Here is a 20,962-nt window from a genome sequence, read left to right as displayed (position 1 = left end):
GTCGTGCGGCCGGGGACGTCAGCCCCGGCCCGCCGAGAAGCGGGACGGCGGCGTGCCGAACGCCCGCGTGAACGCGGCCGTGAACGCCGCCGGAGAGGCGTACCCGAGCCGGCCCGAGACCTCGGTGACCGTCGCGGTGCGCAGCAGGGGCACGGCCGCGAGGAGCCGGGCACGGGACCGCCAGACGGCCGGGCTCTCGCCCGTCTCCGCGCGGAAGCGCCGGGTGAACGCCCGCTCGCTCAGCGCGGACCTCGCCGCCCAGTCTGTGTTGGTGACGGCGGCGTCCGGGGCGGCCAGGTACTCCCGGCACAGGGCCGCGAGGTCGCCGGAGGCGGGGAGCGCGACGTGGAAGGGGAGCGGGGAGCGCGCGGCGATCTCGTGCAGCAGCAGCGTCGCGACGGCCCCCTCCCGCCCCGACAGGCTGTAGTCGGGCGGGAACTCGACCGCCGCGAGCAGCAGTTCGCGCAGCAGCGGCGGCACGTCCACCACCGTGCAGCGGGCCGGCCACCACGGGACGGCGCCCGGCTCCACGTACAGGCTGCGGGTGCTCACGCCCAGCATCCGGACCCGGTGCGGAGTGGCGGCCGGGATCAGGACCGCCCGCTCGGGCGGGACCGTCCACGTGCCGTCGGCGGGCTCGACGACCATGACGCCGGTCGCCCCGTAGAGGAACTGCGCCCGCCGGTGCTCGTGCCAGTCCAGGACCTGTCCCGCCGCGTAGTCGGTGCCGATCGGCAGCACCGCCCGGTCGAGGTGGTCGACGTCGTCCAGCGGGATGTTCTTCACCGGCCCACCGTACCGGCCGAGACGCGAAGGAATCCTGCCGACCATCGCATGCGGGCCCCCGGACCACCTGGTGATCTTGACCCATGGACGTGGTGACACTGATGGCGATCGGGCTCCTCACCGGAGCGACGACGGTCTTGTTCGGGTTCGGCGGCGGGTTCGTGGCGGTCCCGGTCGTGGTGTGGGCGGACGCCGCCCTCGGCACGGCGGCCCTCCCGGTGGCCACCGCCACCTCGGCCCTGGTGATGGTCGTGAACGCCGCCTTCGCCACGGCCGTCACCCCACGGCCCGTGCTCCTCGCCCTGCGCGGCAGCGGCGCGCTGCTGCCCCTGCTCGCGGCGGGCGCCTGCGCCGGGGCGTACGCGTCCCGCTTCGCCCCGCCGGCCCTCGCCCGCTGGGCGTTCGTCGCGTACACCGCCCTGACCGCCCTCGACCTGCTGCTCCGCCCCGGCTTCCTCCGCACCGCGACCCCGCCGGCCGCGGAGCCGGCGCGGGCCCCGCGGCCGCTGCCGGCCACCGCCGGCGCCCCGATCGGCGCGATCGCCGCCTTCCTCGGCGTCGGCGGCAGCGTGATGACCGTCCCCGCCATGCGCCGGGCCGGTCACCCCATGCGGATCGCGACCGCGCTGGCCAACCCGCTCACCCTCGCCGTGGCGCTCCCGGCCGTCGCGGTCTCCCTCGCCGCCTCCCCGCCCCCGGCCGCCACCGCGACCGGCACCGGCCTGGTCGGCCTGGTCGACCCGTCCGCGGCGGGGGCACTGCTCCTGGGGGCCCTGCCGGTCATCGCCGTCCTCCGCCGCCGCCCGCCCCGGATCCCGGACCGGGTCCACGCGGGCGCGTACCTCGCGCTGCTCGGCCTGGTGGCCCTCGCGATGCTGCTCACCGGCGGCTGAGCCCGCCGGCCCCGGCGGACCGGAGCAGGGAGCCGGGGCGGCGCCGGAGACCCCCGGGAGGCGCCGCGCCACGCACCCGCACTCGCCGGACGGCCGAATGCCGCGCCCGGGTCGGGCGAATCCGGGGCCTCGGGGGTGGTGCCGTGAGCCGACGGTGGTACGTCGATGCCCATGCAGCCAGGCACACCCCCGACGGTCTCCCCCTTCCTCCGTACGGCCGCCGCCTACGCGTGGCGGCTGCTCGCCGTCGGCCTCCTCGTCTACAGCCTGTTCGCGGTGCTCGGGCGCTTCCACGAGATCGGGGTGGCCGTCTTCCTGGGCCTGGTGATCACCGCGCTGCTCCGGCCCGTCGCCGACCTGGTCGCCCGGCTGCTGCCCCGCCCGCTGGCCGTCGCCCTCACCCTGATCGGCAGCATCGTGCTCGTCCTCGGGGTGCTCGCGCTGGTCGGCGAGGCGGTCGTGGGGGAGCGGACGACGCTCGTGCGCGAGTTCCGGGTGGGCGTCGGGCGGATCGAGGACTGGCTGGAGCGGCCGCCGTTCCGCCTCGACCCCGACACGCTCTCCGGAGTGCAGTCCAGGATCGGGGAGTACCTCTCCAGCCACCGGTCGGCCCTGCTCAGCACGGCGGTGAGCGGAGCCGGCCACGTCGCCGCCGTCCTCGCCACGCTGGCCCTCGGCCTGTTCTCCTCGGTGTTCTTCATCCACTCGGGGGACCGGCACTGGTCCTGGTTCCAGGAGCAGCTGCCGAGGTCGGTGCGCGGCCGGGTGGGCATCGGCGGGCGCGCGGCCTGGCGCACCTTCACCGGCTACACGCACGGCATCGTCCTGGTGGCCGGGACGAACGCCGTGCTCGTCGGCATCGCCCTCTGGGCCCTCGGGGTCCCGCTGGCGGTGCCCCTCGCCCTCCTGGAGTTCTTCGCCGCCTTCGTCCCGCTCATCGGCTCGCCGATCGCCCTCGCGATCGCCGCCGTCGTGGCCCTCGCCTCCAAGGGCCCGCTGGTGGCGGGCATCGTCATCGCCCTGATCGTGATCATCGGTCAGATCGAGGGGCACCTGCTCCATCCGCTGGTCATGAGCTGGGCGGTGCGGCTCCACCCGCTGGTGGTGGCCATCTCGGTCGTCGCGGGTTCGATCGCCGCGGGTGTCGTGGGCGCGGTGGTGGCGGTGCCGCTGGTGTCGGTGGTGTGGGCGGTCCGCACGGCACTCCGGGACGCGCGCACCTGAGTCCGCCCGTGCACGGGGTCTTGCGCCGGAGGTGCGGCCTCTCTACTCTCCCCGCCAATGGTTAGGAATATTTCCTAACCATTGGCCATGGAGGGAAAGGGAGTTGACATGCGTCGACGAAGCGTCTCGCTTCTCGGGCTCGCGGGTCTGCTGGCGGTGCCCCTGACGGTCATGCCGCAGGCGCAGGCCGCCGACGGCCTGGTGTCCGGCGGAAAGGCGGCGACGGCCTCGTCCGTCGAGACCTCGGCCTTCGGGCCCGGCCTCGCGGTGGACGGCAGCACGGCCACCCGCTGGGCGAGCGTCGAGGGGGTCGACCCGCAGTGGATACGGATCGACCTCGGCGCGAACCACACGATCTCCCGGGTGAAGCTCGACTGGGAGGCCGCGTACGGCAAGGCGTACCGCATCCAGACCTCCGCCGACGGGTCGACCTGGACCGACGTCTACTCCACCACCGCCGGTGACGGGGCGACCGACGACCTCACGGTCTCCGGCAGCGGCCGGTACGTCCGGATGTACGGCACGGGCCGCGGCACGCCGTACGGCTACTCCCTCTGGGAGTTCCAGGTGTACGGCGCACCCACTGGCACCGGCGGGGGCGGCGGCGGACCGGCCGTCCCCTTCGGCAGCCACCTCAAGCCCTACGCCGCCGGCATCCTGAAGCCCTCCGGCACGCAGTCCGCCCTCGACCAGAAGGTCGTCGACTACTACAACCGGTGGAAGGCCGCCTTCGTCCGGCAGAACTGCGGCAACGGCTGGTACCAGATCATCTCGCCCGACGCCGACCACCCCTACGTCGCCGAGGCCCAGGGCTACGGCATGGTCGTCACCGCCACCATGGCGGGCGCCGACCCGGACGCCAAGAAGATCTTCGACGGCCTCGTGAAGTGGAAGATCGACCACCCCTCCTCCGTCAACCCGAACCTCCTCGCCGCCGAACAGGACACCGCCTGCAAGAGCGTCAACGGCGGAGACGGCGCCACCGACGGAGACATGGACGTCGCCTACGGCCTGCTCCTCGCCGACAAGCAGTGGGGCAGCACCGGCACGTACAACTACAAGGACCTCGCGCTCAAGCACATCGCCGCCATCAAGAAGGACGAGGTCAACGCGACGACCAAACTCCTGAAGCTCGGCGACTGGAGCAGCTCGGGCGACCAGTACTACTACATCACCCGCACCTCGGACTGGATGGTCGACCACTTCCGCGCCTTCCGCGCGGCCTCGGGCGACACCACCTGGGACGCGGTCCGCAGCGCGCACCAGACGCAGATCTCCCGCCTCCAGTCCACCTACGCCTCCGGCACCGGACTCCTGCCCGACTTCGTCGTCGACACGAACACCACGCCCAAGCCCGCCCCGGGCCAGGTCCTGGAGGACCCCAACGACGGCTCCTACTGGTGGAACGCCTGCCGTACGCCCTGGCGCATCGCCGACGACGCGGTGACCAGCGGCGACGCCACGTCCCTCGCCGCCGCCCGGAAGCTCAACGGCTGGATCAAGACGAAGACGGGCGGCGACCCGAACAAGATCGCCATCGGCTACAAGCTCAACGGCACCCAGATCTCCTCGGGCAGCGAGGCCGCCTTCTTCGCCCCCTTCGCGGTGGCGGCCATGACCGACCCGGGCAGCCAGGCCTGGCTGGACGCCCTGTGGAACAAGATGGTGGCGACCCCGGTCGACACGAGCAGCTACTTCTCGGCCAGCATCCAGCTCCAGGTCATGATCACGGCCTCGGGCAACCACTGGGTCCCGTAGCGGGACGTCCGGCCGCACGGACAGGGCCCTGAGGCGGCCACTCAGGGCGGCGGCCGAACGGGCACCGGGACCGGTGACGCCGTCGGGGAGACGGAGCGTACGAACTCCCCGACGGCGCCGCGGTGCAGGGGCGCGGGGCCGACGGTGGGTAGCACGGCCTTCCGGGGCGGGGCGACGGTGGGTGGCACGGCTTCCCGGGGCGGGGCCGACCGGTGGGAGTGTCGGTCGGGAGCGGTACTGTCGCGGCCATGCTGGCACTGATCACACCCACCGCCCGACTGCATGCCTCCTGGACGGAGGCGTACGACGAGTGGCCCGCCGACGCGCAACAGGACGGCGCGGGACTCCGGCTCGCCCCGGACGGCGGACTCGACCGGCCGGACGCCTTCGCGGCCTGGGTGGAGAGGCTGCGCGGTCAGGGCGACGCGACGGTGCCCGCCGCCCCGGGTCGCGTCCACGCCACGTACCTGTGGATCGTCGACGGCGACACCTGTCTCGGCGCCGCCGAACTGCGGCACTCGCTCGACGACTTCCTCCTCGGCGCCGGCGGCCACATCGGCTACAGCGTGCGGCCGTCCGCCCGGCGCCGGGGCGTGGCGACCTGGGCCCTGGGCGAACTCCTCACCAAGGCGCGGGGCTTGGGCCTCGACCGTGTCCTGGTCACCTGCGACGAGGACAACTCCGGCTCCGCCCGGACGATCGAACGCAACGGCGGCGTCCTGGAGGACGTCCGGACGACCGCCTTCGGGACGAAGCGCCGGTACTGGATCACACCGCCCCCGACGCCCCCCGCGCTACCGGTCATGGGCCCCGGTGGGATCTCCTCGAACGAACTCCGGGCGTGGGGCCGGTCCCAGGGCTTCGACATACCGGACCGCGGCCGGCTGCCGAGCGAACTCCTGCGCGCGTGGGAACGCGCCACCGAAGAGGTCGCCACCGAAGAGGTCGCCACCGAAGAGGCCGGGGAGCGCGCCGAATGATCGCGGAACTGCTGCCGGACGCCGTCGCCTCCGCCTGGCGGCGTGACGACACGGAACCCGTCACGCTCTTCCCCGAGGAGGCCGCCGCCGTCGCCCGCGCGGTCGTCGGTCGACAGCGCGAGTTCGCCACCGTACGGCTGTGCGCACGGCTCGCGTTGCGCCGCCTCGGCCTCCCCGAGACGCCCCTCACGCCGGGGACGCGCGGGGAGCCGCGCTGGCCGCACGGCGTGACCGGAAGCATGACGCACTGCGCGGGGTACAGGGCCGCGGCCCTGGCCAGGACGACGGACGTCCTGTCGATCGGCATCGACGCGGAACCGGCGGCGCCCCTGCCCGAAGGGGTCCTGGAGGGCGTGTCGCTGCCCGGGGAGCGGCGTCACCTGCAGGCGCTGACCGCCCGCACGCCGGACGTCCCCTGGGAGCGGCTGCTGTTCAGCGCGAAGGAGAGCGTCTTCAAGACCTGGTACCCGCTGACCCGCAGGGAGCTCGGATTCGACGAGGCGTCCGTCGACTTCGAGTCGACTCCGGCCGGCACGGGCCCGCACCCGTCGGCGCACACGGGCACGTTCACCGCCCGGCTCCTCGTCCCCGGCCCGGTGACCGGCCACGTCCGGCGGGACCACTTCACCGGACGCTGGCTCGTGCGCGAGGGAGTGATACTCACCGCGATCGTCCTGTCCCGGACGTGAACGAGAACCCGCCGCGGGGCGCGCACGGCGGGACTCACGGCCTGGCGACCACCACGCCAGAACCCGAACTCGGCCCACGGGCCCGTCCTCTGACGGGCCCCGGCCACGGGGTAGCGTGCCCCCGGTCCGCCTCGTCGGAGGCGCGGCCACGACCGGCGAGAGAACGAGGACCCCATGGCGCAGGAGCACACGGAGCACATGGAGAGCACGGAGAACACCGAGCACACCCCTGGCGCGATCGTCTCCCGCGCCGTGGGACGCGTCGTCGGCGGGCGGGGCGAGGTGCGGGACGACGAGTGGGGGGGCGTCGAGTCGGTCGTCCGCCTCGACGCGGAGGCCTTCGGCCCCGAGGCGCTGGCCGGTCTGGACGCCTTCTCCCACCTGGAGGTCGTCTACCACTTCGACCGGGTGAGCCCCGACGCCGTCGAGACCGGGGCCCGGCACCCGCGCGGCAACGAGGAGTGGCCGCTGGTCGGGATCTTCGCCCAGCGCGGCAAGAACCGCCCCAACCGCCTCGGCGTCTCCCGCTGCCGCCTGATCCGCACGGACGGTCTGGACCTCCATGTGCGGGGCCTGGACGCGGTCGACGGCACGCCGGTCCTCGACATCAAGCCGTACATGACGGAGTTCGGCCCCCAGGGCCCCACCACGCAGCCCGCCTGGGCCGACGAGATCATGCGCCACTACTACTGAGGGAGCGCCGCCGGGAACCCGGGGACGGCGTAGGGGTGGATCACGCTTTCTCCCGGTCCGGCGGGCGGGAGCAGAGCACGACGCGGTAGTGCGTGGTCAAGCGCCGGTCGTCGCCCAGGACGACGCACTGGATCCAGGCGCAGGCCGACCTGCTGGCCGGCAGCCTTCCGGCAGGGGAGTTCGCGGCGGACGAGGGCCTCAGGGCCGAGATCGTCGAGCTGCGACAGGCGGTACGGGCCTTGTTCGGCCGGGCGGTCGGTCCCGCTCCCCCCAGCTCGGCGGACGTCCGACGGATGATGCCGGCCGACCGGGCGCTGATCCGTCTCCACACGGTCGCCGCACGTGAACCGGTCGTCCCGCAGATGGACTGGCCGCCGGAGGGTGCCCCCTGGCCCGTCTGCTGTCGGCGGAGAACGACGTGAGGGTGCGCCTGGTGGCGGCCCTGGCGCGTGCGGCCATCGACGTCCTGAGCGGCCCGCAGCGCGAGCGGTCGCGCGCCTGCACCGCACCCCGCTGGGTGCGCTACTTCGTCAAGAGCCATGGGCGGCAGGAGTGGTGCAGACCGTCGTGCGGAAACCGCGCCCGAGCGGCTCGCCACTACCGGCGACAGCGCATGACCGCCGAGGGTGGTCCCGCCCCGCCCTGACGGTCACCCGGAACGACGCGCGGGCCACCTGCTGGGCGATCAGGTCCTCGGTCTCGCGGCGCGTGCCGCCGCCAGGAGGAAGAGGCCGCACGCCGACACGACGAGCCAGCCCGGGCGGGTCGCGGCGGGGAGGTCGGCCGGGGCGGTGCCCGCGACCAGTCCGCCGGCGACGGCGATGCCGACCGCCACGCCGACCTGCCGCGAGGTGGAGGTGATCGCCCCCGCCACTCCGGCCCGCGACGGCGGCAGGCCGCCGACCGCGGTGTTCGTCAGGGGGGCGTTGGCGAAGCCGAAGCCGATGCCGATCAGCAGGAAGGCGAACAGGATCCGCCCCACGCTCGTGTCGCCGTCCAGGCCCATGAGGCAAAGACCGCCGGCCGCGGTGAACCCGCCCGCGAGGACCAGCGGGCGCCGGGGCCCGACGCGGCCCACCAGTGCGCCCGACCAGGGCGCGCACAGCGTGGCGCCGAGCGCCATGGGCAGGGTCGCGGCGCCGGTCGCGAGCGGGGTCCAGCCGCGGGCCTGCTGGAGGTAGAGGGTGCTGAGCAGCAGGGTCATGTTGAGGGCGACGAAGACCGCCGTCGCGCCGAGCACCGCCGTGACGAACGGCGGGCGGCGGAACAGGCCGAGGTCCATCAGGGGCTCCTCGCGCCGGAGTTCGACCCGGACGAAGCCGGCCGTGGCCGCCGCGGTCAGCGCGTAACCGGTGAGGGCCGCGGGCGACGTCCAGCCGATGCGGGGGCCTTCGATGAGGAGGCCGACGGTGAGGCACAGCACCACGGTGAGGAGCAGCTGACCTGGCAGGTCGAGGCGGCGGGCGCGCTCTCCGCGGGACTCCGGCACGAACAGGGCGACCAGGACGAGGGCGAGGACCACCACCGGAGCGTTGATCCAGAACACCGAGCGCCAGCCGAACGCGGCGATGAGCGCCCCGCCGGTGACCGGGCCCGCCGCCATGCTCAGCCCGAAGACCGAGGCCCAGACGCCGATCGCGCGGGCCCGTTCGCGTGGGTCGGGCATCGCGTTCACCACGATCGCCAGGGCCACCGGGCTCAGCATCGAGGCGCCGATCCCCTGGACGGCCCTGGCCGCCACCAGCACGCCGAGCGACGGGGCGAGGGCGCACACGAGGGAGGCCAGGCCGAAGACGAGCAGCCCGCACCGGAAGGCCCGGCGGCGCCCGAAGCGGTCGGCGAGGGCGCCGGAGACGATGAGCAGACTGGCCATGACCACGGTGTACGCGTCCACGACCCATTCGAGACCGCGGGTGCCCACGTCGAGGCCCCGGCCGATCTCGGGCAGCCCCACGTTGACGATGGTGGAGTCGACGCCGACCAGGAACATGCTGAGCGCGCAGACCACCAGCACCGTCCAGCGCCGGCGCGAGCTCAGCGGGGCGGGTGGAGCGGCGGTCAGGGATTCCGTGGACATGTGAGTTCCCCCTTCGACGAGACCGGCTTCGACGAGACCGGACGACGCCCAGACTCGGACCGGGGAAGGAGGAGTGGCAAAGAAGTTTGCGGATATCGCAAATCGCGCGCTGGAGGGATTGGAGGGAGGAGGAGCGCGCTTGCTCAGGCGGCGGTGAAGAGGTCTCCGGGCGCGTCGTCGAGGACGAAGCCGTTGTCGAAGCGGACACGGACCGTCAGACGGAGCCTCCGTTCCCGGTGGGCGGTCCACGCCGGCTCCAGCGAGCCGACCTGCTCCTCCAGTTGCCGCCTGCTGCCCGGAGGCATCTGGTCGCCGAAGTCGTCGAGGAGCGACTTGAGCCGCTCGTACTCACGGACCTCCTGGCTCTGCGGCCGGTCCTCGTCCACCCGCTCGACGGTGCCCTCGACGCCCGCGGCCAGAGCCAGGAACCCCGCCCCGGCCCCCTCCTCCGCCGGGTCCTCGCCCACCGGGACGACCCGGCCCAGCCGGAGGTCCACCGCCAGCTTCACCCGCAGGCCCTCTTGCAGCGTCATCGGTCCTTCGTCTCCATGGTGGTCAGGGGTGCCATTATCCGGTCCTGAGGCCGTACCGGTTACCCCCGTGGCCCCGTACGGGTGGACTCGCCGCGCACGCGCCGGACCGGAGCGCCCTCGCCCCGGCTCCCGGTGGTGATGATGCCCCTCCTGAGCCCGTGACCCCGAGCTCGTGACCCGGAAGAGGCACCCCCGACATGCGACGCACCCCCTCCCGCCGGCTGTTCGCCGCGACGCTGCTCGTGGCGTCCGTGCTGGCCCCCGTGACGGCCACGCCCGCCGCCGCCGTCCACGCCGTGAGCGGCGACGCCGTCGTCAGGCACGGCGAGGACGACTGCCCGCCCGGTGGACTCGGCCCCGAGCTCACCGCCCGGCTCGACCGGGCCATCGAGGACGTGCGCAGGCAGGCCGGCATCCCCGGCGTCGCCGTCGGCCTGTGGATGCCCGGCAAGGGGAGCTACGTCCGCGCGACCGGCGTCGCGAACAAGGTCACCCGCGAGCCGATGACCACCGACGGCTTCGTCCGCATCGGCAGCGAGACCAAGACCTTCACGGTCACCGCCCTCCTGGAGCTCGTCGACGACCACCGGATCCGCCTGGACGACCCCATCGACCGCTACGTCCGCGGAGTGCCGAACGGCCACCGGATCACCCTGCGTCACCTCGCCGAGATGCGCAGCGGCCTCTTCCCGTACACCTCCGACCCGGACTTCCTCCACGACCTGCTCAGCGACCCGGAGCGCCCCTTCACCCCGCAGGAAGCGCTCGCCTACGGCTTCAGGCACAAGAACACCTTCGCGCCGGGCGCGAAGTTCGAGTACTCGAACAGCAATCTGCTGCTCCTCGGCCTGGTGGTGGAGAAGGTCAGCGGCCGGCCACTGGCCGAGTTCCTCCGCGACCGCGTGCTCCGCCCGGCCCGCCTGCGCCACACGTTCCTCCCCACCGGCCCCGAGTTCCCCGAGCCGCACCCCCGCGGCTACACCAACCAGACGCTCAGCGGCGCGGTCGTGGACTCCACCGACTGGAACCCCAGCTGGGCCTGGGCGGCCGGGGCGATGATCTCCGACATGCACGACCTGCGCCGCTGGGCGAAGATCCTCGCCACCGGCGAGCTGCTCAGCCCCCGGACACAGGCGCAGCGGCTCAGGACGCTGCCGACCGGCCACCCCGGCCTCGGCTACGGCCTCGGCATCTTCGACGCCAACGGCTGGATCGGGCACAACGGCTCGATCCCGGGGTACGAGACGGTGACCGTCTATCTGCCCGAGCGGGACGCCACGCTCGTCATCATGATCAACACGGACATCACCCGCCAGGGCCAGGAGCCGTCCACACCGCTCGCCCGCGCGATCACCTCGATCGTCACCCCGGACCACGTCTACGACCGCGTGGTCCAGCCCCGCTAGTGTCCTGAGTCGGAAGTCTTTAGGTAGATCTCTGCTTCGATCGACCGGCGGCCGCGCCCGCTTCTCACCAGGTCGGGGCTCGACTTGGAACCGTCGGCCCGAAGGCCGGAGGCTGAGAGAACCACCCAAGAATCTCCGACTCGGGACACTAGGGGTGTCCGACACCCCCCAGGGGGTGTCGATCGAGGCCATCTGCCGGAAACTGGGGGGAAGAGGTGGTCTCGCCAAGCGGTACGAGGAGGTGGGCCGGTGTCCATGGACGCCGACGACAGTACGGGGGAGCGGCCGCCGCCCCCCGACCCCCGGTTCGTCGTCCGGGCGCGACCCGGGGTGCCCGACGCGGTGGTCGTCCTCGAGCTGGGCGGCGAGCTCGACCACGACACGGCCGACCCGCTGCGCCGGGCGCTGGACGAATGCGCCCGGGCCCGGCGGGTCGTCGTGGACTGCTCCGGCCTGACCTTCTGCGACTCGACCGGCCTGAACGAGCTGCTGCGGGCCCGCATGCGCCTGCGGGAGACGGGCGGGCTCCTGGACCTCGCCGGGCTCCACCCGCCGGTGGACCGGATGTTCGACATCACCGGGGCCCGGACGGTCTTCCGGGTGTACGCGGACGCGGCCGAGGCGCTGGCCGACGAGGACGCCGGGAGGCGGGACGGGGGGGACACCCATGGCTGACGGGGACGGTGGCCCCCCGAACCAGGTCCGCAGGCTGGTGCTGCACGGGACGCGCGGCGTCGTCTCGCGCTGCCGGGACTTCACGGCGCAGGCCCTGGCCGACTGGGGGTGGATACCCCCGGACAGCGAGGAGACGGGGGAGCGGGTCGAGGACGTCCTGCTCCTCGTGTCGGAGGTCGTCACCAACGCCTGCCTGCACGCCAGCGGCCCCGAGGAGCTCGTCCTGCGACACGGGCAGGGGCGGCTGCGCATCGAGGTCTACGACGGCAGCCCGGAGCCTCCGCGGGTGCGGGCGCCCCGGTCCCCCGCGCTGCCCGGCGGGCACGGCCTGATGGTCCTGGACCTGCTCGCCGGCGACTGGGGCAGCCAGGACAAGGAGCCGGGAACCGTGGGCAAGGTGGTCTGGCTGGAGGTCGACCGCACGTCCGGAAGGAAGCGGGACGAACCGGATTAGACCCGGCGGGGCCGGGCAGGCGTCGGGCGCGGGGGCCATCGTGTCCGGACGGAGAGGAGCGGGTCATGCCGCGCGGATCGAACGCCAAGCGGGAGCGGCAGTACGAGCACATCAAGGAGAGCGCTCTGGACCGGGGCGAGAGCAAGGAGCGCGCCGAGGAGATCGCCGCGCGCACGGTGAACAAGGAGCGGGCGCGGTCCGGCGAGTCGAAGACCGCGAGCAAGAGCTCGACGCAGGACATGTCCTCCTCGCGCCGTGGGGGCAAGCGCTCGCACAGCGGCTCGGAGGGCCCGACCTACGACCAGCTCTACGCCGAGGCCCAGCGCCGCAACATCCACGGCCGCTCCTCGATGGACAAGGCCGGACTGAAGCGGGCCCTGGGGGAGTAGGGAGAGCCCCGGACGGCCGCCGGGGCCCCGGGCCGCTCATCGGGCCCGGGGCCGCCCCGGAGCAGGCCCCACGACGCCCCGGACGACGCCGAGGTCCACGAGGTCCCGGGGGCGCAGCCGCAGCTGGTCGGCGGTGGCCGCGGCCTCCTCGGGAGCCCGTTTGAGGATGGCGGCGGCGGCCTCGGGCGCGATGACGGAGAAGTAACCGTCCGGCGTGGCCCAGGTGTTGTCCGGCGCGGCGAGCGCCAGGGCGCCGCCGGAGCCCCCCTCGCCGATGAGCAGCGAGGTGAGCGGGGTGCGGGCGGAGGCGACGGCGGCGAACAGGTCGGCGATCGCCGTCCCCGCGCCCGCGCGCTCCGCCGCCGGGTCGTTGGCGGCGCCCGGGGTGTCCACGAGGGTGAGGACCGGGATGCCGAGGCGGTCGGCCAGCCGCACGAGGCGGGCCGCCGTGCGGAAGCCGGCCGGACGGGTCGCGGTGCCGCACTGGGCCGCGTAGGCGACGGTGCGACCGTCGGGGAGCCGTCCGAAGCCGCACCGCACGCCCGGGTCGACACCCCCGCAGCGGTCGCCGGAGATCTCCTCGCGCAGGGTGAAGTGGGCGTCGAGGTACGCGGCGGCCCGGGGCCGGTCCGGATGCCGGGCGCGTGCCACCGCCTCCCGGCCGCTCGCGGCGGGCGGCACACCCGGATCGCCGAGCGCGTACGGCGGCGGGACCGGGCCCTCGGCGGGACGGACGAGCAGCGACAGCCAGCGCCCGAGGGTCTCGCGCAGCGCCGCGGGCGGCACGATCGCGTCGAGGTGACCGTGGGCGAGCTGCGCCTCGGCGGTGTACGCGGCCGGGTCCGCGCCCGGCGGCCGCACGCGGGAGCCCGCGAAGCCGACCTGCGCGCCGGGCAGGGCGAGCACGACGTCGGAGCCGGCGCCGAGCGTGGCCCAGCCGCCGCCCGTGGTCGGATCCCGCAGGACCGCGATCTGCGGCAGCCCCGCGGCCCGGGTGGCCTCCCACTCGCGGGCCAGGAACTGGAGTTGCAGGAGGGCGCGCATGCCCTCGTGCATCCGGCTGCCGCCGGTGGCCGGGAGGACGACCACGGGCAGCCGTCGTGCCCGGGCCAGGGCGTGGGCGGCGGCGGCCCGCGCACCCGTCCGCTCCCCGAGGGACCCGCCGAGGAACCGGAACTCGAAGGAGATCAGCACCGCCGTCACCCCGCCCACCGTGCCCGTGCCGCAGACCACCGACTCGGTCTCGCCGGTGCGGTCGGCGGCGCGGGCGTGCGCGGCGGAGTAGCCGGGCCAGCCGATCGGCCCGTCACCGGTCAGAGGGCCTTCCGCGAAGGGGAGTTCGCTGAAGTCGTCGGTGACGAGGGCGATCGCCTCGCGTGCCGTCGTCGGGTCGCTCATGGCCTCGCCGCTCGTCGCCGGAGTGTACGGACGGGATGGTGCGGTGCTCGGGTGCCCACGGGGCGGTGCTGCCCCTCCACCGTACCGCCCGGTACCCGTCAGCCGCCCGGGACGAACGCCGGACGGCGGGCGATCCGCCGCCGGTCCGCCTCCGTGCCGAAGCGGAGGTCGATCGCCCGCGTGGCCTCCGCCCACTCCCGCATGGTGCGCACCGGTGCCAGGGTCTCCCGTACGAACGGGTCGTGCCAGCGGGCGACGGCCCGCCGCCACAGCTCCGCCGGGTCGTCCGTCAGGACGTTCCCGACGGTTCCCTCGTAGGCCGCCATCGCCCGCACCGCGCCGTCCGGTTCGATCTGGAGCACGGGCAGGCACCTGCCCGCCCTGATCAGGTCCGGGTGCATCTGCAGGGCCAGGTTGTCGGTGCTCGTCACCCGGACGCCCGGCGACGCGAGGTCCTGGAGCCGCCGTCCGTACGCGGGGCTGCCCAGGAGCCGTACCCGCGCATCGTCGAGCAGCTCGTGCTCCGCGAAACCCGCCCGGCTGGCGAGCCCCTCGGGGACGACCGCCCCGAACGACACCTGCCCGAGGCCCGGGAACCGGGGTGCGACGGTCGTCAGGAACTCCTCGACCTGATGGGCGTTGCTCCGCATGACCACGTAGTCGACGCCGACGGTGGCACCGCCGCCCTCGGTCAGCAGCCCGAGGGCGGCCACCGCGCGGTCGAAGGAGCCGCGCCGGCCGCGGATCCGGTCGTGGACCTCCGCCGTGGCCCCGTCGAGACTCACGCTCACCGCCGAGAAGGCGCCGGCGGCCGCCTCGGCCGACGCCCGGTCGAGCGTCCAGCCGCTGGTGAACAGGGACACCGGGACCCCGGCGGCCGTGAACCGCTCCGCGACCGCGAACAGCTCCGGCACGAGCAGCGGTTCACCCCCGGCCAGACAGACGGCCCCCGTCCCGAGGGCCAGGATCGCGTCGGCGGCCCGCAGCATGTCCGCACCGGAGAGCCGGCGCGCCGGGCGCCGCCCGGACTCCGAGTAGCAGTGCGTGCACCGCAGGGGACAGGCGTACGTGATGTCCCACAGGACTTCCAGCGGGTGGTCGGGGATCTCCACGTCGGCTCCTTCAGTGCGGCACGGGGTCGTGGTCGCCGTCCGGGTCGAGGACCACCCAGAGGCGCCGCCGCTCCGGCTCCTCCTCGGCGCCCGGGGCCGGATCGGCGAGGGCGAGGTGCGGGAAGCGGGCGAGCAGGGTGCCGAAGGCGACCCGGAGTTCGGCGCGGGCGAGCGCCGAGCCCAGGCAGTGCTTGTGCCCGAGCCCGAAGGCCAGGTGGGTGTGGGGCGTCCGGTCGGGGTCGAAGCGGTCCGGGTCCTCGAAGCGCTCCGGATCCCGGTTGACGGCCGCGAGCGCGCAGTGCACCCCGCCACCGTCGGCCAGCGCCGCGCCGTCCACCTCGGTCGGCGCCCCCGCGTACCGGGACGCGAGCGTCGTCGGGGTGACGTGGCGCAGCAGCTCCTCCACGGTGGCGTCGAGCCGGCCGGGCTCGGCCCTGAGCCGCTCCCAGTGCTCCCGCTGCCGAAGCAGCAGCTCCAGACCGTCGGTGATCAGCCGGGTCACCGGGCGGTGGCCCGCGACGAGGACGAACCGGACGGCGGCGAGGGCGTCCTCCCGAAGGAGATCGGCGGCCTCGCCGCCCTGCCGGAGCATCGCGCTGATCAGGTCGTCCCCGGGCGACTCCGCCCGTTCCCCGATCAGCTCCTTCAGATACCGGGACAGCGCGTGGCCCGCGCTCTCCGTGACGGTGCTCGCCCCGCCGTACTCCGCGACCCAGCCGTACAGGTAGTCGCGGACGTATCCCCGCTCCTCCCGGGGGATGCCCAGGAGTTCGCAGAGCACCGCGACCGGGAACGGCCGGGAGAACACCCGCACCAGATCGACGGCCTTGCCCGGCGGCACGGCCGCGAGCAGCAGATCGGCCTCCCGCTGGACGCGCGGGACCAGTCCGGCGACCCGGCGGTGGGTCAGCTGACGGGAGACCGTGCGGCGCAGCCTGAGGTGCTCCTCGGTCGGCAGGAAGAACAACTGCTCCTCGTCGCAGGCCTCTTCTTCCGCGCCGGTGCGCATGGACACGGCCAGCGGGTGCTCGCCGCGCAGGGCCGGCTCGACCAGGACGGCGGCGGCCACCTCGTACCGGGTGACCATCAGACCGTCCTCGCGGCCGCCGAGGCTGACCTCCACCGTGCCGCTCTCGCGCAGCCGTGTCAGGGCCGCGTGGTCCCTGAGCATCTCCGCCCCGATCACGGGCAGTTGGACGGATCCGGCGTACGGGCATTCCATCGGGCGGATCTCCTTCGAGGTTCAGGCGGTGGGTTCGAGGAACTGGGTCGCGGCCAGTTCGGCGTAGAGGGGGTCACCGGCGAGGAGTTCGGCGTGGGTGCCGACGGCCCGCACGACACCTCCGTCGAGCACGACGATCCGGTCCGCCATCGCGACCGTGGACAGCCGGTGCGCCACGATCAGGACGGTCGTCGTCCGCGAGACGTCGGCGACGGTGTCCCGCAGCGCGGCCTCGTTCACCGCGTCCAGCTGGGACGTCGCCTCGTCCAGGAGCAGCAGCCGGGGGCGGCGAAGGAGTGCGCGGGCGATGGCCACCCGCTGTCGCTGGCCGCCGGAGAGCCGGGTGCCGCGGTGCCCCACCAGTGTGTCGAGGCCTTCCGGCAGGCGCTCCACCAGCTCGTCGAGGCGGGCCGTGCGCAGGACCCGGTCGAGCTCGGGGCCGCTCGCGCCGGGCCGCCCGAGCAGCAGGTTGTCCCGCAGGGAACCGGACACGACGGGCGCGTCCTGCTCCACGTAACCGATGAGGGAGCGCAGTTCCCGCAGGTCCCAGCTGTCCAGGCGGCGCCCGTCGAGGAGGATGCTGCCGGCCGAGGCCTCGTAGAAGCGCTCCAGGAGCGAGAAGAGGGTGGTCTTGCCCGCACCGGACGGTCCGACGAAGGCCGTGGTGCCCCGGGACGGCACGGAGAAGCTCACCCCCCGGTGCACGGGCGGCAGTTCGGGACCGTAGCGGAAGTGCACGTCCCGGAACTCCAGGGAGGCCGGTACGGGGGAGCCGGCGGGCTCCGGCTCCGCTTCCCGGCCCGTCGGTTCGGCGCGCAGGGACTCCGTCTCCCGGATGCGGTTCACCGCGGCCGCCCCCAGGTGGTACTGGCTGACGCCGCCGACGAGTTGCTGCACGGCGGGCACCAGGTAGAACACGTACATCAGGAAGGCGATGAGCCGGCCGACGTCCAGGGCACCGGAGGCGACCCGGCTGCCGCCGATCGCGAGGACGGTGAAGAAGGCGGTCTGCACGGCGAGTTCGGCGGTGTTCCCGGCGAGCGCGAGCCACTTCGCCGCCCGCACCCCGGCCCGCCAGGACGACTCGGCCGCCTCGTGGACGGCGGCCTCGGCCCGGTCCTCCGCGCCGGAGGCCTTCACGGTGCGCAGCGCGCCGAGCGCCCGCTCCAGGGCCGCCCCGACCAGGCCCACCGACTCCTGGGCGGCGGTCCCGGCCTCGTTGACCCGCACCATGACCGTGCGGACCACCCAGCCGGCGAGGAGCAGCACGCCGAGCGTGACGCCGGTGAGCACCGGGTCGAGCAGGCACATCAGCGCCGTGGTCACGACGAGGGTGAGCGCCCCGGTGGCGGTGCCGACGAGCGCGTCGGTGGTGACCTGCCGAAGGAGAGCGGTGTCGGAGGTGACCCGGGCGATCAGGTCGCCGGGCTCGGCCCGGTCGAACTCGCCGATCCGCAGCCGCAGGAGGTGCGAGGAGAGCCGCCGCCGCGCGGTGAGGACGACCGTCTCGGCGGCCCGGCGCAGCACGTACTGTGCGACCGGGCCAGCGAGCGCGGTGACGGCGACGAGGACCCCCATCGCGAACAGCACGCCGTCGAGGGGCCGGTCGTGGGTCAGGCCGTCGATGAGCCGTTCGGCCACGAGCGGGATCGTCAGACCGGACGCGGCGGTCACCAGGCTCAGCAGACCGCCGAGGACGAGCGCCGGCCGGGAGGGGCGGATGTGGTCGAGCAGGACGCGCCGGACGGAGGCCGTGGGCCGCTCGGGCGGCACGTCGGGGTGGTGGGGCGGAGTCTTCACGGGATTCCTCGAAGCGGGTCGGGGACGCCGGTGCCCGGCGGGGGCTCGTCGGCGCCGGGGCCGCCGTGGGGTTGTCGGCGCCGGGGCCGCCGTGGGGGCGGCCCCGGCACCAGGCCCGTCAGCAGGTGCCCTTGTAGGAGGTCACCCAGCTGTTGCACGGGTGCGCGGACTCGGCCTCGCCGAGCGACTGCAGCTGGAGAACGCAGGCCATCTCTGTTCACCTCCCTCCGTGTTCCGGAAGCGGCTCCCCGGTCGCGGGCGCCCGCAGATCGAGGAAGGGGACGATCGACGCGTTCCGTTCGAACGCGACGCCGAGGGCAACGAGCACACCCGCGGAACCGCTGTCCAGGTCCATGGACAGGCGCAGGAGCTGGTTGCCGGGGAAGGCCGGGTGGCCTTCGTGGGAGACGGCGTGCCAGGACAGCCGCCGGACGTGCTCGCGCACGTGCGGCCTGTCCTCGGGCACGTCGAGAAGACCGAGGGTGGCGATGATGCCGGCCCGCCCCATGAACAGCGCCGGATGGCGGACGAACGGCGCCCGGCAGGCGTGCCGCACCCCGGCGACGACCCGCGCGAACTCGGCGGCATCGGGGTCCGGGGCGTCACCGAGGCGCGCGAGGTACCGGGCGAGGACCAGCGCGAGACCGCCGCTGCCGGGCCCCAGGTAGGCCAGGTGCCGGTTGCCGTACAGGAGCCGGAAGCCCCCGTCGGGGAGGAACTGCCCCCGGTCCGTCTCGCGGCGCAGCGCCGTCCGCGCCAGGTCGAGGTGGCGCGGGTCGCCGGTGAGCTCGTGGAGCCGCAGGAAGAAGTACGCCACTCCCGTCAGCCCGTGTTCGAGCCCCACCCGCCCCTGTGCCGGGAACATCGGGGAGCCCTCGCGCCCCAGCTCCGCGGCGAGCGTCTCGCCGATGCCGAGGGCCTCCGCGCGCAGTTCCCCGTCGCCGGTGAGCGAGGCGAAGCCGAGCAGGCCCAGACCGGCGCCCGCCAGACCCGAGTGCAGTCCGGGCGCCCGCAGACCGGCGTGGAGCGCGCGGGCCCGGTCGAGCACCTCCAGGGCCTCGTCGTGGCGCCCGAGCGCGTCGAGCGTCGCCGCCACGCCGTGCAGCCCGTCCATCAGACCGGGACGCGGTTCCCTCACCCGTCGCACGGCCGCCGTCAGCCACTCCCCGTACTCCTCCGGTACGGCGACGCCCGCCTGGCGCAGTGCCCACAGCACCCCGGCGGCTCCGGAGGCGACGGAGAGGCCGCCCGTGCCGAACTGCTGGGGGTCGCCGGGGAAGAGGCGGTCCGTACGGCCCGGGGACGCGCTCGCGCGGATGCCGGCTACCAGGGCGTCCCGCACGGCGGGCCAGGCCTCCGGCGCCCCGGCGAACAGCCGGGCCGCGGTGTCCTCGCCGAAGGGCTCACGGCCCTCGCCCAGCTTGCGGACGAGGCGGGCGCCGAAGCCCTCGGGCACCGGGAAGTGCGCGGTGATGACGTCGGTGAGGGTGGCGTACTTGACGGGGTCGCGCTCCTGGAGCGGGTTGATGGGGAGGAACATCCACTGCCGCAGGCAGTTCAGGGCGTACGCGTCGGCCTCCCGCCCGGACATCCCCTCGGGCGCGGTGAAACCGGGCGCGGCGAGCGCCGGCGGCTTCGGGTCGTCGAGGTCGCCGGCGATCTCGAAGTCGATCAGGGCCACCCGCCCGTCGGGCCGCAGGATGACGTTCGCCGGATGCAGGTCGGCGAAGCGCACCCCGCGCGCGTGGACGGCCATCAGCGCCCGGTCCACCTTCGCCAGGACGCCGGTCGCCCACTCGGTGTACTCGGCGAGCCACTCGGCCGAGGGCTCGGGGCTCCCCAGCGGATAGCGGGCGAACACCTCCTCCAGGAGCGTCTCGCCCTCCACGTACTCCTCGACGAGGAAGTGGTGCTCCCATACGACCAGGTGGTCGAGGACCCGGGGCACGCAGTCGAGGCCGTCGAGCCGCTCCAGGACCTCCCGCTGCCGGGTCAGCCGGGCGACGGCGTCGGCGCCGTCGCGGTCGAGGCCCGCGTGCGGCCGGGCCTCCACGAGGACGACGTAGCCGCCCCCGTCCCGGGGCCGGGCCAGGTAGACACCGCCGCCGTTGGAGAAGTGCAGCGACTTCTCGATCAGGTACGGGAACTCCTCCCCGCCCGCCGTGCGGCGCTCGACCGACTCCCGCAGCACCTCCGGGACCGTCACCCACTCCGGGACCGTGAAGACCGGGTCGCGCCGGTCCGGCACCAGCGACCCGTCCGGCGCCCGCACGGCGTAGACGAGCTCGCCGCCGGGCGCCGTGTACGTCAGCGGTACGAACGCGCCGTACCGGACGTACACGGGGGAGTCCTCGTACCGGACGTCGCTGAGGACGTACGGGCCGGTGAAGCCCTTCAGGAGCGCCGCGAGCTCCGGCAGCAGCTCGCCGAGGACGCTGTCGTCCGCCGGGTACAGGGTGAGGAGCTTGCCACTGCCGCCCCGGTCGGCGTACTTGCTGTTCAGGAGGCGCAGTGCGGCCCCGCTGCGGAGGAACTTGAAGGTGACGTCCCGGGCGAGACAGAACGCGGAGACGAGGTCGCACACGGCGTCCGCGTCGGCGGCCGTGGCGGACACGTGGATCTTCCAGCCCTGCTCGGGCAGCCGCCCGTCCTCCGGCTCGAAGACCGTCCACAGACCGTTGGCGCGGCGACGCCAGCCGGGCGGGCAGGGCCGTCTTCCGGCCGCGAACAGACTGTCCTCGTCCCGCATGTGCCACGGCGGTTCGAAGAAGGCCGGATCGGCCTGACAGTAGGCCATCAGCTCCGGAATCGTGGTGGCTTCCATGCGGACGTCTCCCGTGCGAGAAGGTGAAGGGAAGAGGGCGTGGCGGCGG

The 20,962-nt window shown here is 74.2% G+C and carries 18 protein-coding genes and 1 pseudogene; 11 read left to right on the top strand and 8 right to left on the bottom strand.

Annotated features, from left to right (window positions below):
- Positions 1-18: 18 nt before the first annotated feature.
- Positions 19-786, bottom strand: coding sequence for an AraC family transcriptional regulator (locus BLW86_RS03165; RefSeq protein ID WP_093872582.1), 768 nt, complete (start codon positions 784-786; stop codon positions 19-21).
- Between the two features lie 83 nt (positions 787-869).
- Here BLW86_RS03165 and BLW86_RS03160 point away from each other — a divergent pair, with 83 nt between their 5' ends.
- The 7 genes and pseudogenes from BLW86_RS03160 to BLW86_RS03130 all read left to right on the top strand — a co-directional run bounded on the left by BLW86_RS03160 (position 870) and on the right by BLW86_RS03130 (position 7,669).
- Complete coding sequence (locus tag BLW86_RS03160) at positions 870-1,679, top strand: TSUP family transporter (protein WP_093872581.1); 810 nt, start codon at positions 870-872, stop codon at positions 1,677-1,679.
- Between the two features lie 171 nt (positions 1,680-1,850).
- Complete coding sequence (locus BLW86_RS03155) at positions 1,851-2,903, top strand: AI-2E family transporter (protein ID WP_093878471.1); 1,053 nt, start codon at positions 1,851-1,853, stop codon at positions 2,901-2,903.
- 108 nt (positions 2,904-3,011) lie between these two features.
- On the top strand, positions 3,012-4,661 hold the full coding sequence (locus BLW86_RS03150; protein ID WP_093872580.1) for a glycosyl hydrolase family 8: 1,650 nt from the start codon (positions 3,012-3,014) through the stop codon (positions 4,659-4,661).
- A gap of 248 nt (positions 4,662-4,909) precedes the next feature.
- Complete coding sequence (locus tag BLW86_RS03145; RefSeq protein WP_093872579.1) at positions 4,910-5,641, top strand: GNAT family N-acetyltransferase; 732 nt, start codon at positions 4,910-4,912, stop codon at positions 5,639-5,641.
- Positions 5,638-6,330 (top strand): 4'-phosphopantetheinyl transferase family protein, encoded by a 693-nt coding sequence (locus BLW86_RS03140; protein WP_093872578.1) that lies wholly within the window; start codon positions 5,638-5,640, stop codon positions 6,328-6,330. Before BLW86_RS03145 ends, BLW86_RS03140 begins: the two co-directional genes overlap by 4 nt.
- Before the next feature lie 198 nt (positions 6,331-6,528).
- A complete protein-coding gene (locus BLW86_RS03135; protein ID WP_093878470.1) occupies positions 6,529-7,023 on the top strand; it encodes an SAM-dependent methyltransferase in 495 nt (164 codons plus the stop codon).
- 92 nt (positions 7,024-7,115) lie between these two features.
- Positions 7,116-7,669: pseudogene (locus tag BLW86_RS03130) on the top strand (ABATE domain-containing protein).
- A gap of 39 nt (positions 7,670-7,708) precedes the next feature.
- Here BLW86_RS03130 and BLW86_RS03125 read toward each other — a convergent pair.
- Both BLW86_RS03125 and BLW86_RS03120 read right to left on the bottom strand, forming a co-directional pair.
- Positions 7,709-9,100 carry an MFS transporter gene (locus BLW86_RS03125; protein WP_093872577.1) on the bottom strand — a complete coding sequence of 464 codons (1,392 nt, stop codon included), beginning with the start codon at positions 9,098-9,100 and terminating at the stop codon, positions 7,709-7,711.
- A gap of 143 nt (positions 9,101-9,243) precedes the next feature.
- Positions 9,244-9,633: a hypothetical protein gene (locus tag BLW86_RS03120; protein ID WP_093872576.1), complete on the bottom strand. Its 390-nt coding sequence runs from the start codon at positions 9,631-9,633 to the stop codon at positions 9,244-9,246.
- Between the two features lie 197 nt (positions 9,634-9,830).
- Between BLW86_RS03120 and BLW86_RS03115 the strand changes: the two genes are divergently transcribed.
- The 4 genes from BLW86_RS03115 to BLW86_RS03100 all read left to right on the top strand — a co-directional run bounded on the left by BLW86_RS03115 (position 9,831) and on the right by BLW86_RS03100 (position 12,557).
- Complete coding sequence (locus tag BLW86_RS03115; protein ID WP_093872575.1) at positions 9,831-11,039, top strand: serine hydrolase domain-containing protein; 1,209 nt, start codon at positions 9,831-9,833, stop codon at positions 11,037-11,039.
- Between the two features lie 255 nt (positions 11,040-11,294).
- Positions 11,295-11,714, top strand: coding sequence for an STAS domain-containing protein (locus BLW86_RS03110; protein ID WP_093872574.1), 420 nt, complete (start codon positions 11,295-11,297; stop codon positions 11,712-11,714).
- A complete protein-coding gene (locus tag BLW86_RS03105) occupies positions 11,707-12,168 on the top strand; it encodes an ATP-binding protein (RefSeq protein WP_093872573.1) in 462 nt (153 codons plus the stop codon). The genes BLW86_RS03110 and BLW86_RS03105 overlap by 8 nt, the downstream gene beginning before the upstream one ends.
- A 65-nt stretch (positions 12,169-12,233) precedes the next feature.
- Positions 12,234-12,557, top strand: a complete 324-nt coding sequence (locus BLW86_RS03100) for a plasmid stabilization protein (RefSeq protein WP_093872572.1) — start codon at positions 12,234-12,236, stop codon at positions 12,555-12,557.
- 36 nt (positions 12,558-12,593) lie between these two features.
- Here the strand turns inward: BLW86_RS03100 and BLW86_RS03095 are convergent, their stop codons facing one another.
- From BLW86_RS03095 to lanKC, 5 genes are all read right to left on the bottom strand, one after another.
- Positions 12,594-13,955, bottom strand: a complete 1,362-nt coding sequence (locus tag BLW86_RS03095) for a carboxyl transferase domain-containing protein (protein WP_093872571.1) — start codon at positions 13,953-13,955, stop codon at positions 12,594-12,596.
- A 98-nt stretch (positions 13,956-14,053) separates the two neighbouring features.
- Complete coding sequence (locus BLW86_RS03090; RefSeq protein ID WP_093872570.1) at positions 14,054-15,067, bottom strand: radical SAM protein; 1,014 nt, start codon at positions 15,065-15,067, stop codon at positions 14,054-14,056.
- A gap of 10 nt (positions 15,068-15,077) precedes the next feature.
- Complete coding sequence (locus BLW86_RS03085) at positions 15,078-16,289, bottom strand: cytochrome P450 (protein WP_093872569.1); 1,212 nt, start codon at positions 16,287-16,289, stop codon at positions 15,078-15,080.
- Between the two features lie 21 nt (positions 16,290-16,310).
- Positions 16,311-18,089 carry an ABC transporter ATP-binding protein gene (locus BLW86_RS03080; RefSeq protein WP_256341181.1) on the bottom strand — a complete coding sequence of 593 codons (1,779 nt, stop codon included), beginning with the start codon at positions 18,087-18,089 and terminating at the stop codon, positions 16,311-16,313.
- Positions 18,090-18,306: 217 nt separating this feature from the next.
- Positions 18,307-20,913, bottom strand: coding sequence for a class III lanthionine synthetase LanKC (gene lanKC / locus BLW86_RS03075; RefSeq protein ID WP_093872568.1), 2,607 nt, complete (start codon positions 20,911-20,913; stop codon positions 18,307-18,309).
- Between the last annotated feature and the right edge of the window lie 49 nt (positions 20,914-20,962).

It is taken from the genome of Streptomyces sp. TLI_105, assembly GCF_900105415.1.
Classification (GTDB): Bacteria; Actinomycetota; Actinomycetes; order Streptomycetales; family Streptomycetaceae; genus Streptomyces.
This window is presented reverse-complemented; position numbering and strand designations above follow the sequence as displayed.

Coding starts and splice junctions, on each gene's coding strand:
- BLW86_RS03160 (WP_093872581.1), top strand. CDS start 870: ATGGACGTGGTGACACTGATGGCGATCGGGCTCCTCACCGGAGCGACG.
- BLW86_RS03155 (WP_093878471.1), top strand. CDS start 1,851: ATGCAGCCAGGCACACCCCCGACGGTCTCCCCCTTCCTCCGTACGGCC.
- BLW86_RS03150 (WP_093872580.1), top strand. CDS start 3,012: ATGCGTCGACGAAGCGTCTCGCTTCTCGGGCTCGCGGGTCTGCTGGCG.
- BLW86_RS03145 (WP_093872579.1), top strand. CDS start 4,910: ATGCTGGCACTGATCACACCCACCGCCCGACTGCATGCCTCCTGGACG.
- BLW86_RS03140 (WP_093872578.1), top strand. CDS start 5,638: ATGATCGCGGAACTGCTGCCGGACGCCGTCGCCTCCGCCTGGCGGCGT.
- BLW86_RS03135 (WP_093878470.1), top strand. CDS start 6,529: ATGGAGAGCACGGAGAACACCGAGCACACCCCTGGCGCGATCGTCTCC.
- BLW86_RS03125 (WP_093872577.1), bottom strand. CDS start 9,100: ATGTCCACGGAATCCCTGACCGCCGCTCCACCCGCCCCGCTGAGCTCG.
- BLW86_RS03120 (WP_093872576.1), bottom strand. CDS start 9,633: ATGACGCTGCAAGAGGGCCTGCGGGTGAAGCTGGCGGTGGACCTCCGG.
- BLW86_RS03115 (WP_093872575.1), top strand. CDS start 9,831: ATGCGACGCACCCCCTCCCGCCGGCTGTTCGCCGCGACGCTGCTCGTG.
- BLW86_RS03110 (WP_093872574.1), top strand. CDS start 11,295: ATGGACGCCGACGACAGTACGGGGGAGCGGCCGCCGCCCCCCGACCCC.
- BLW86_RS03105 (WP_093872573.1), top strand. CDS start 11,707: ATGGCTGACGGGGACGGTGGCCCCCCGAACCAGGTCCGCAGGCTGGTG.
- BLW86_RS03100 (WP_093872572.1), top strand. CDS start 12,234: ATGCCGCGCGGATCGAACGCCAAGCGGGAGCGGCAGTACGAGCACATC.
- BLW86_RS03095 (WP_093872571.1), bottom strand. CDS start 13,955: ATGAGCGACCCGACGACGGCACGCGAGGCGATCGCCCTCGTCACCGAC.
- BLW86_RS03085 (WP_093872569.1), bottom strand. CDS start 16,289: ATGGAATGCCCGTACGCCGGATCCGTCCAACTGCCCGTGATCGGGGCG.
- lanKC (WP_093872568.1), bottom strand. CDS start 20,913: ATGGAAGCCACCACGATTCCGGAGCTGATGGCCTACTGTCAGGCCGAT.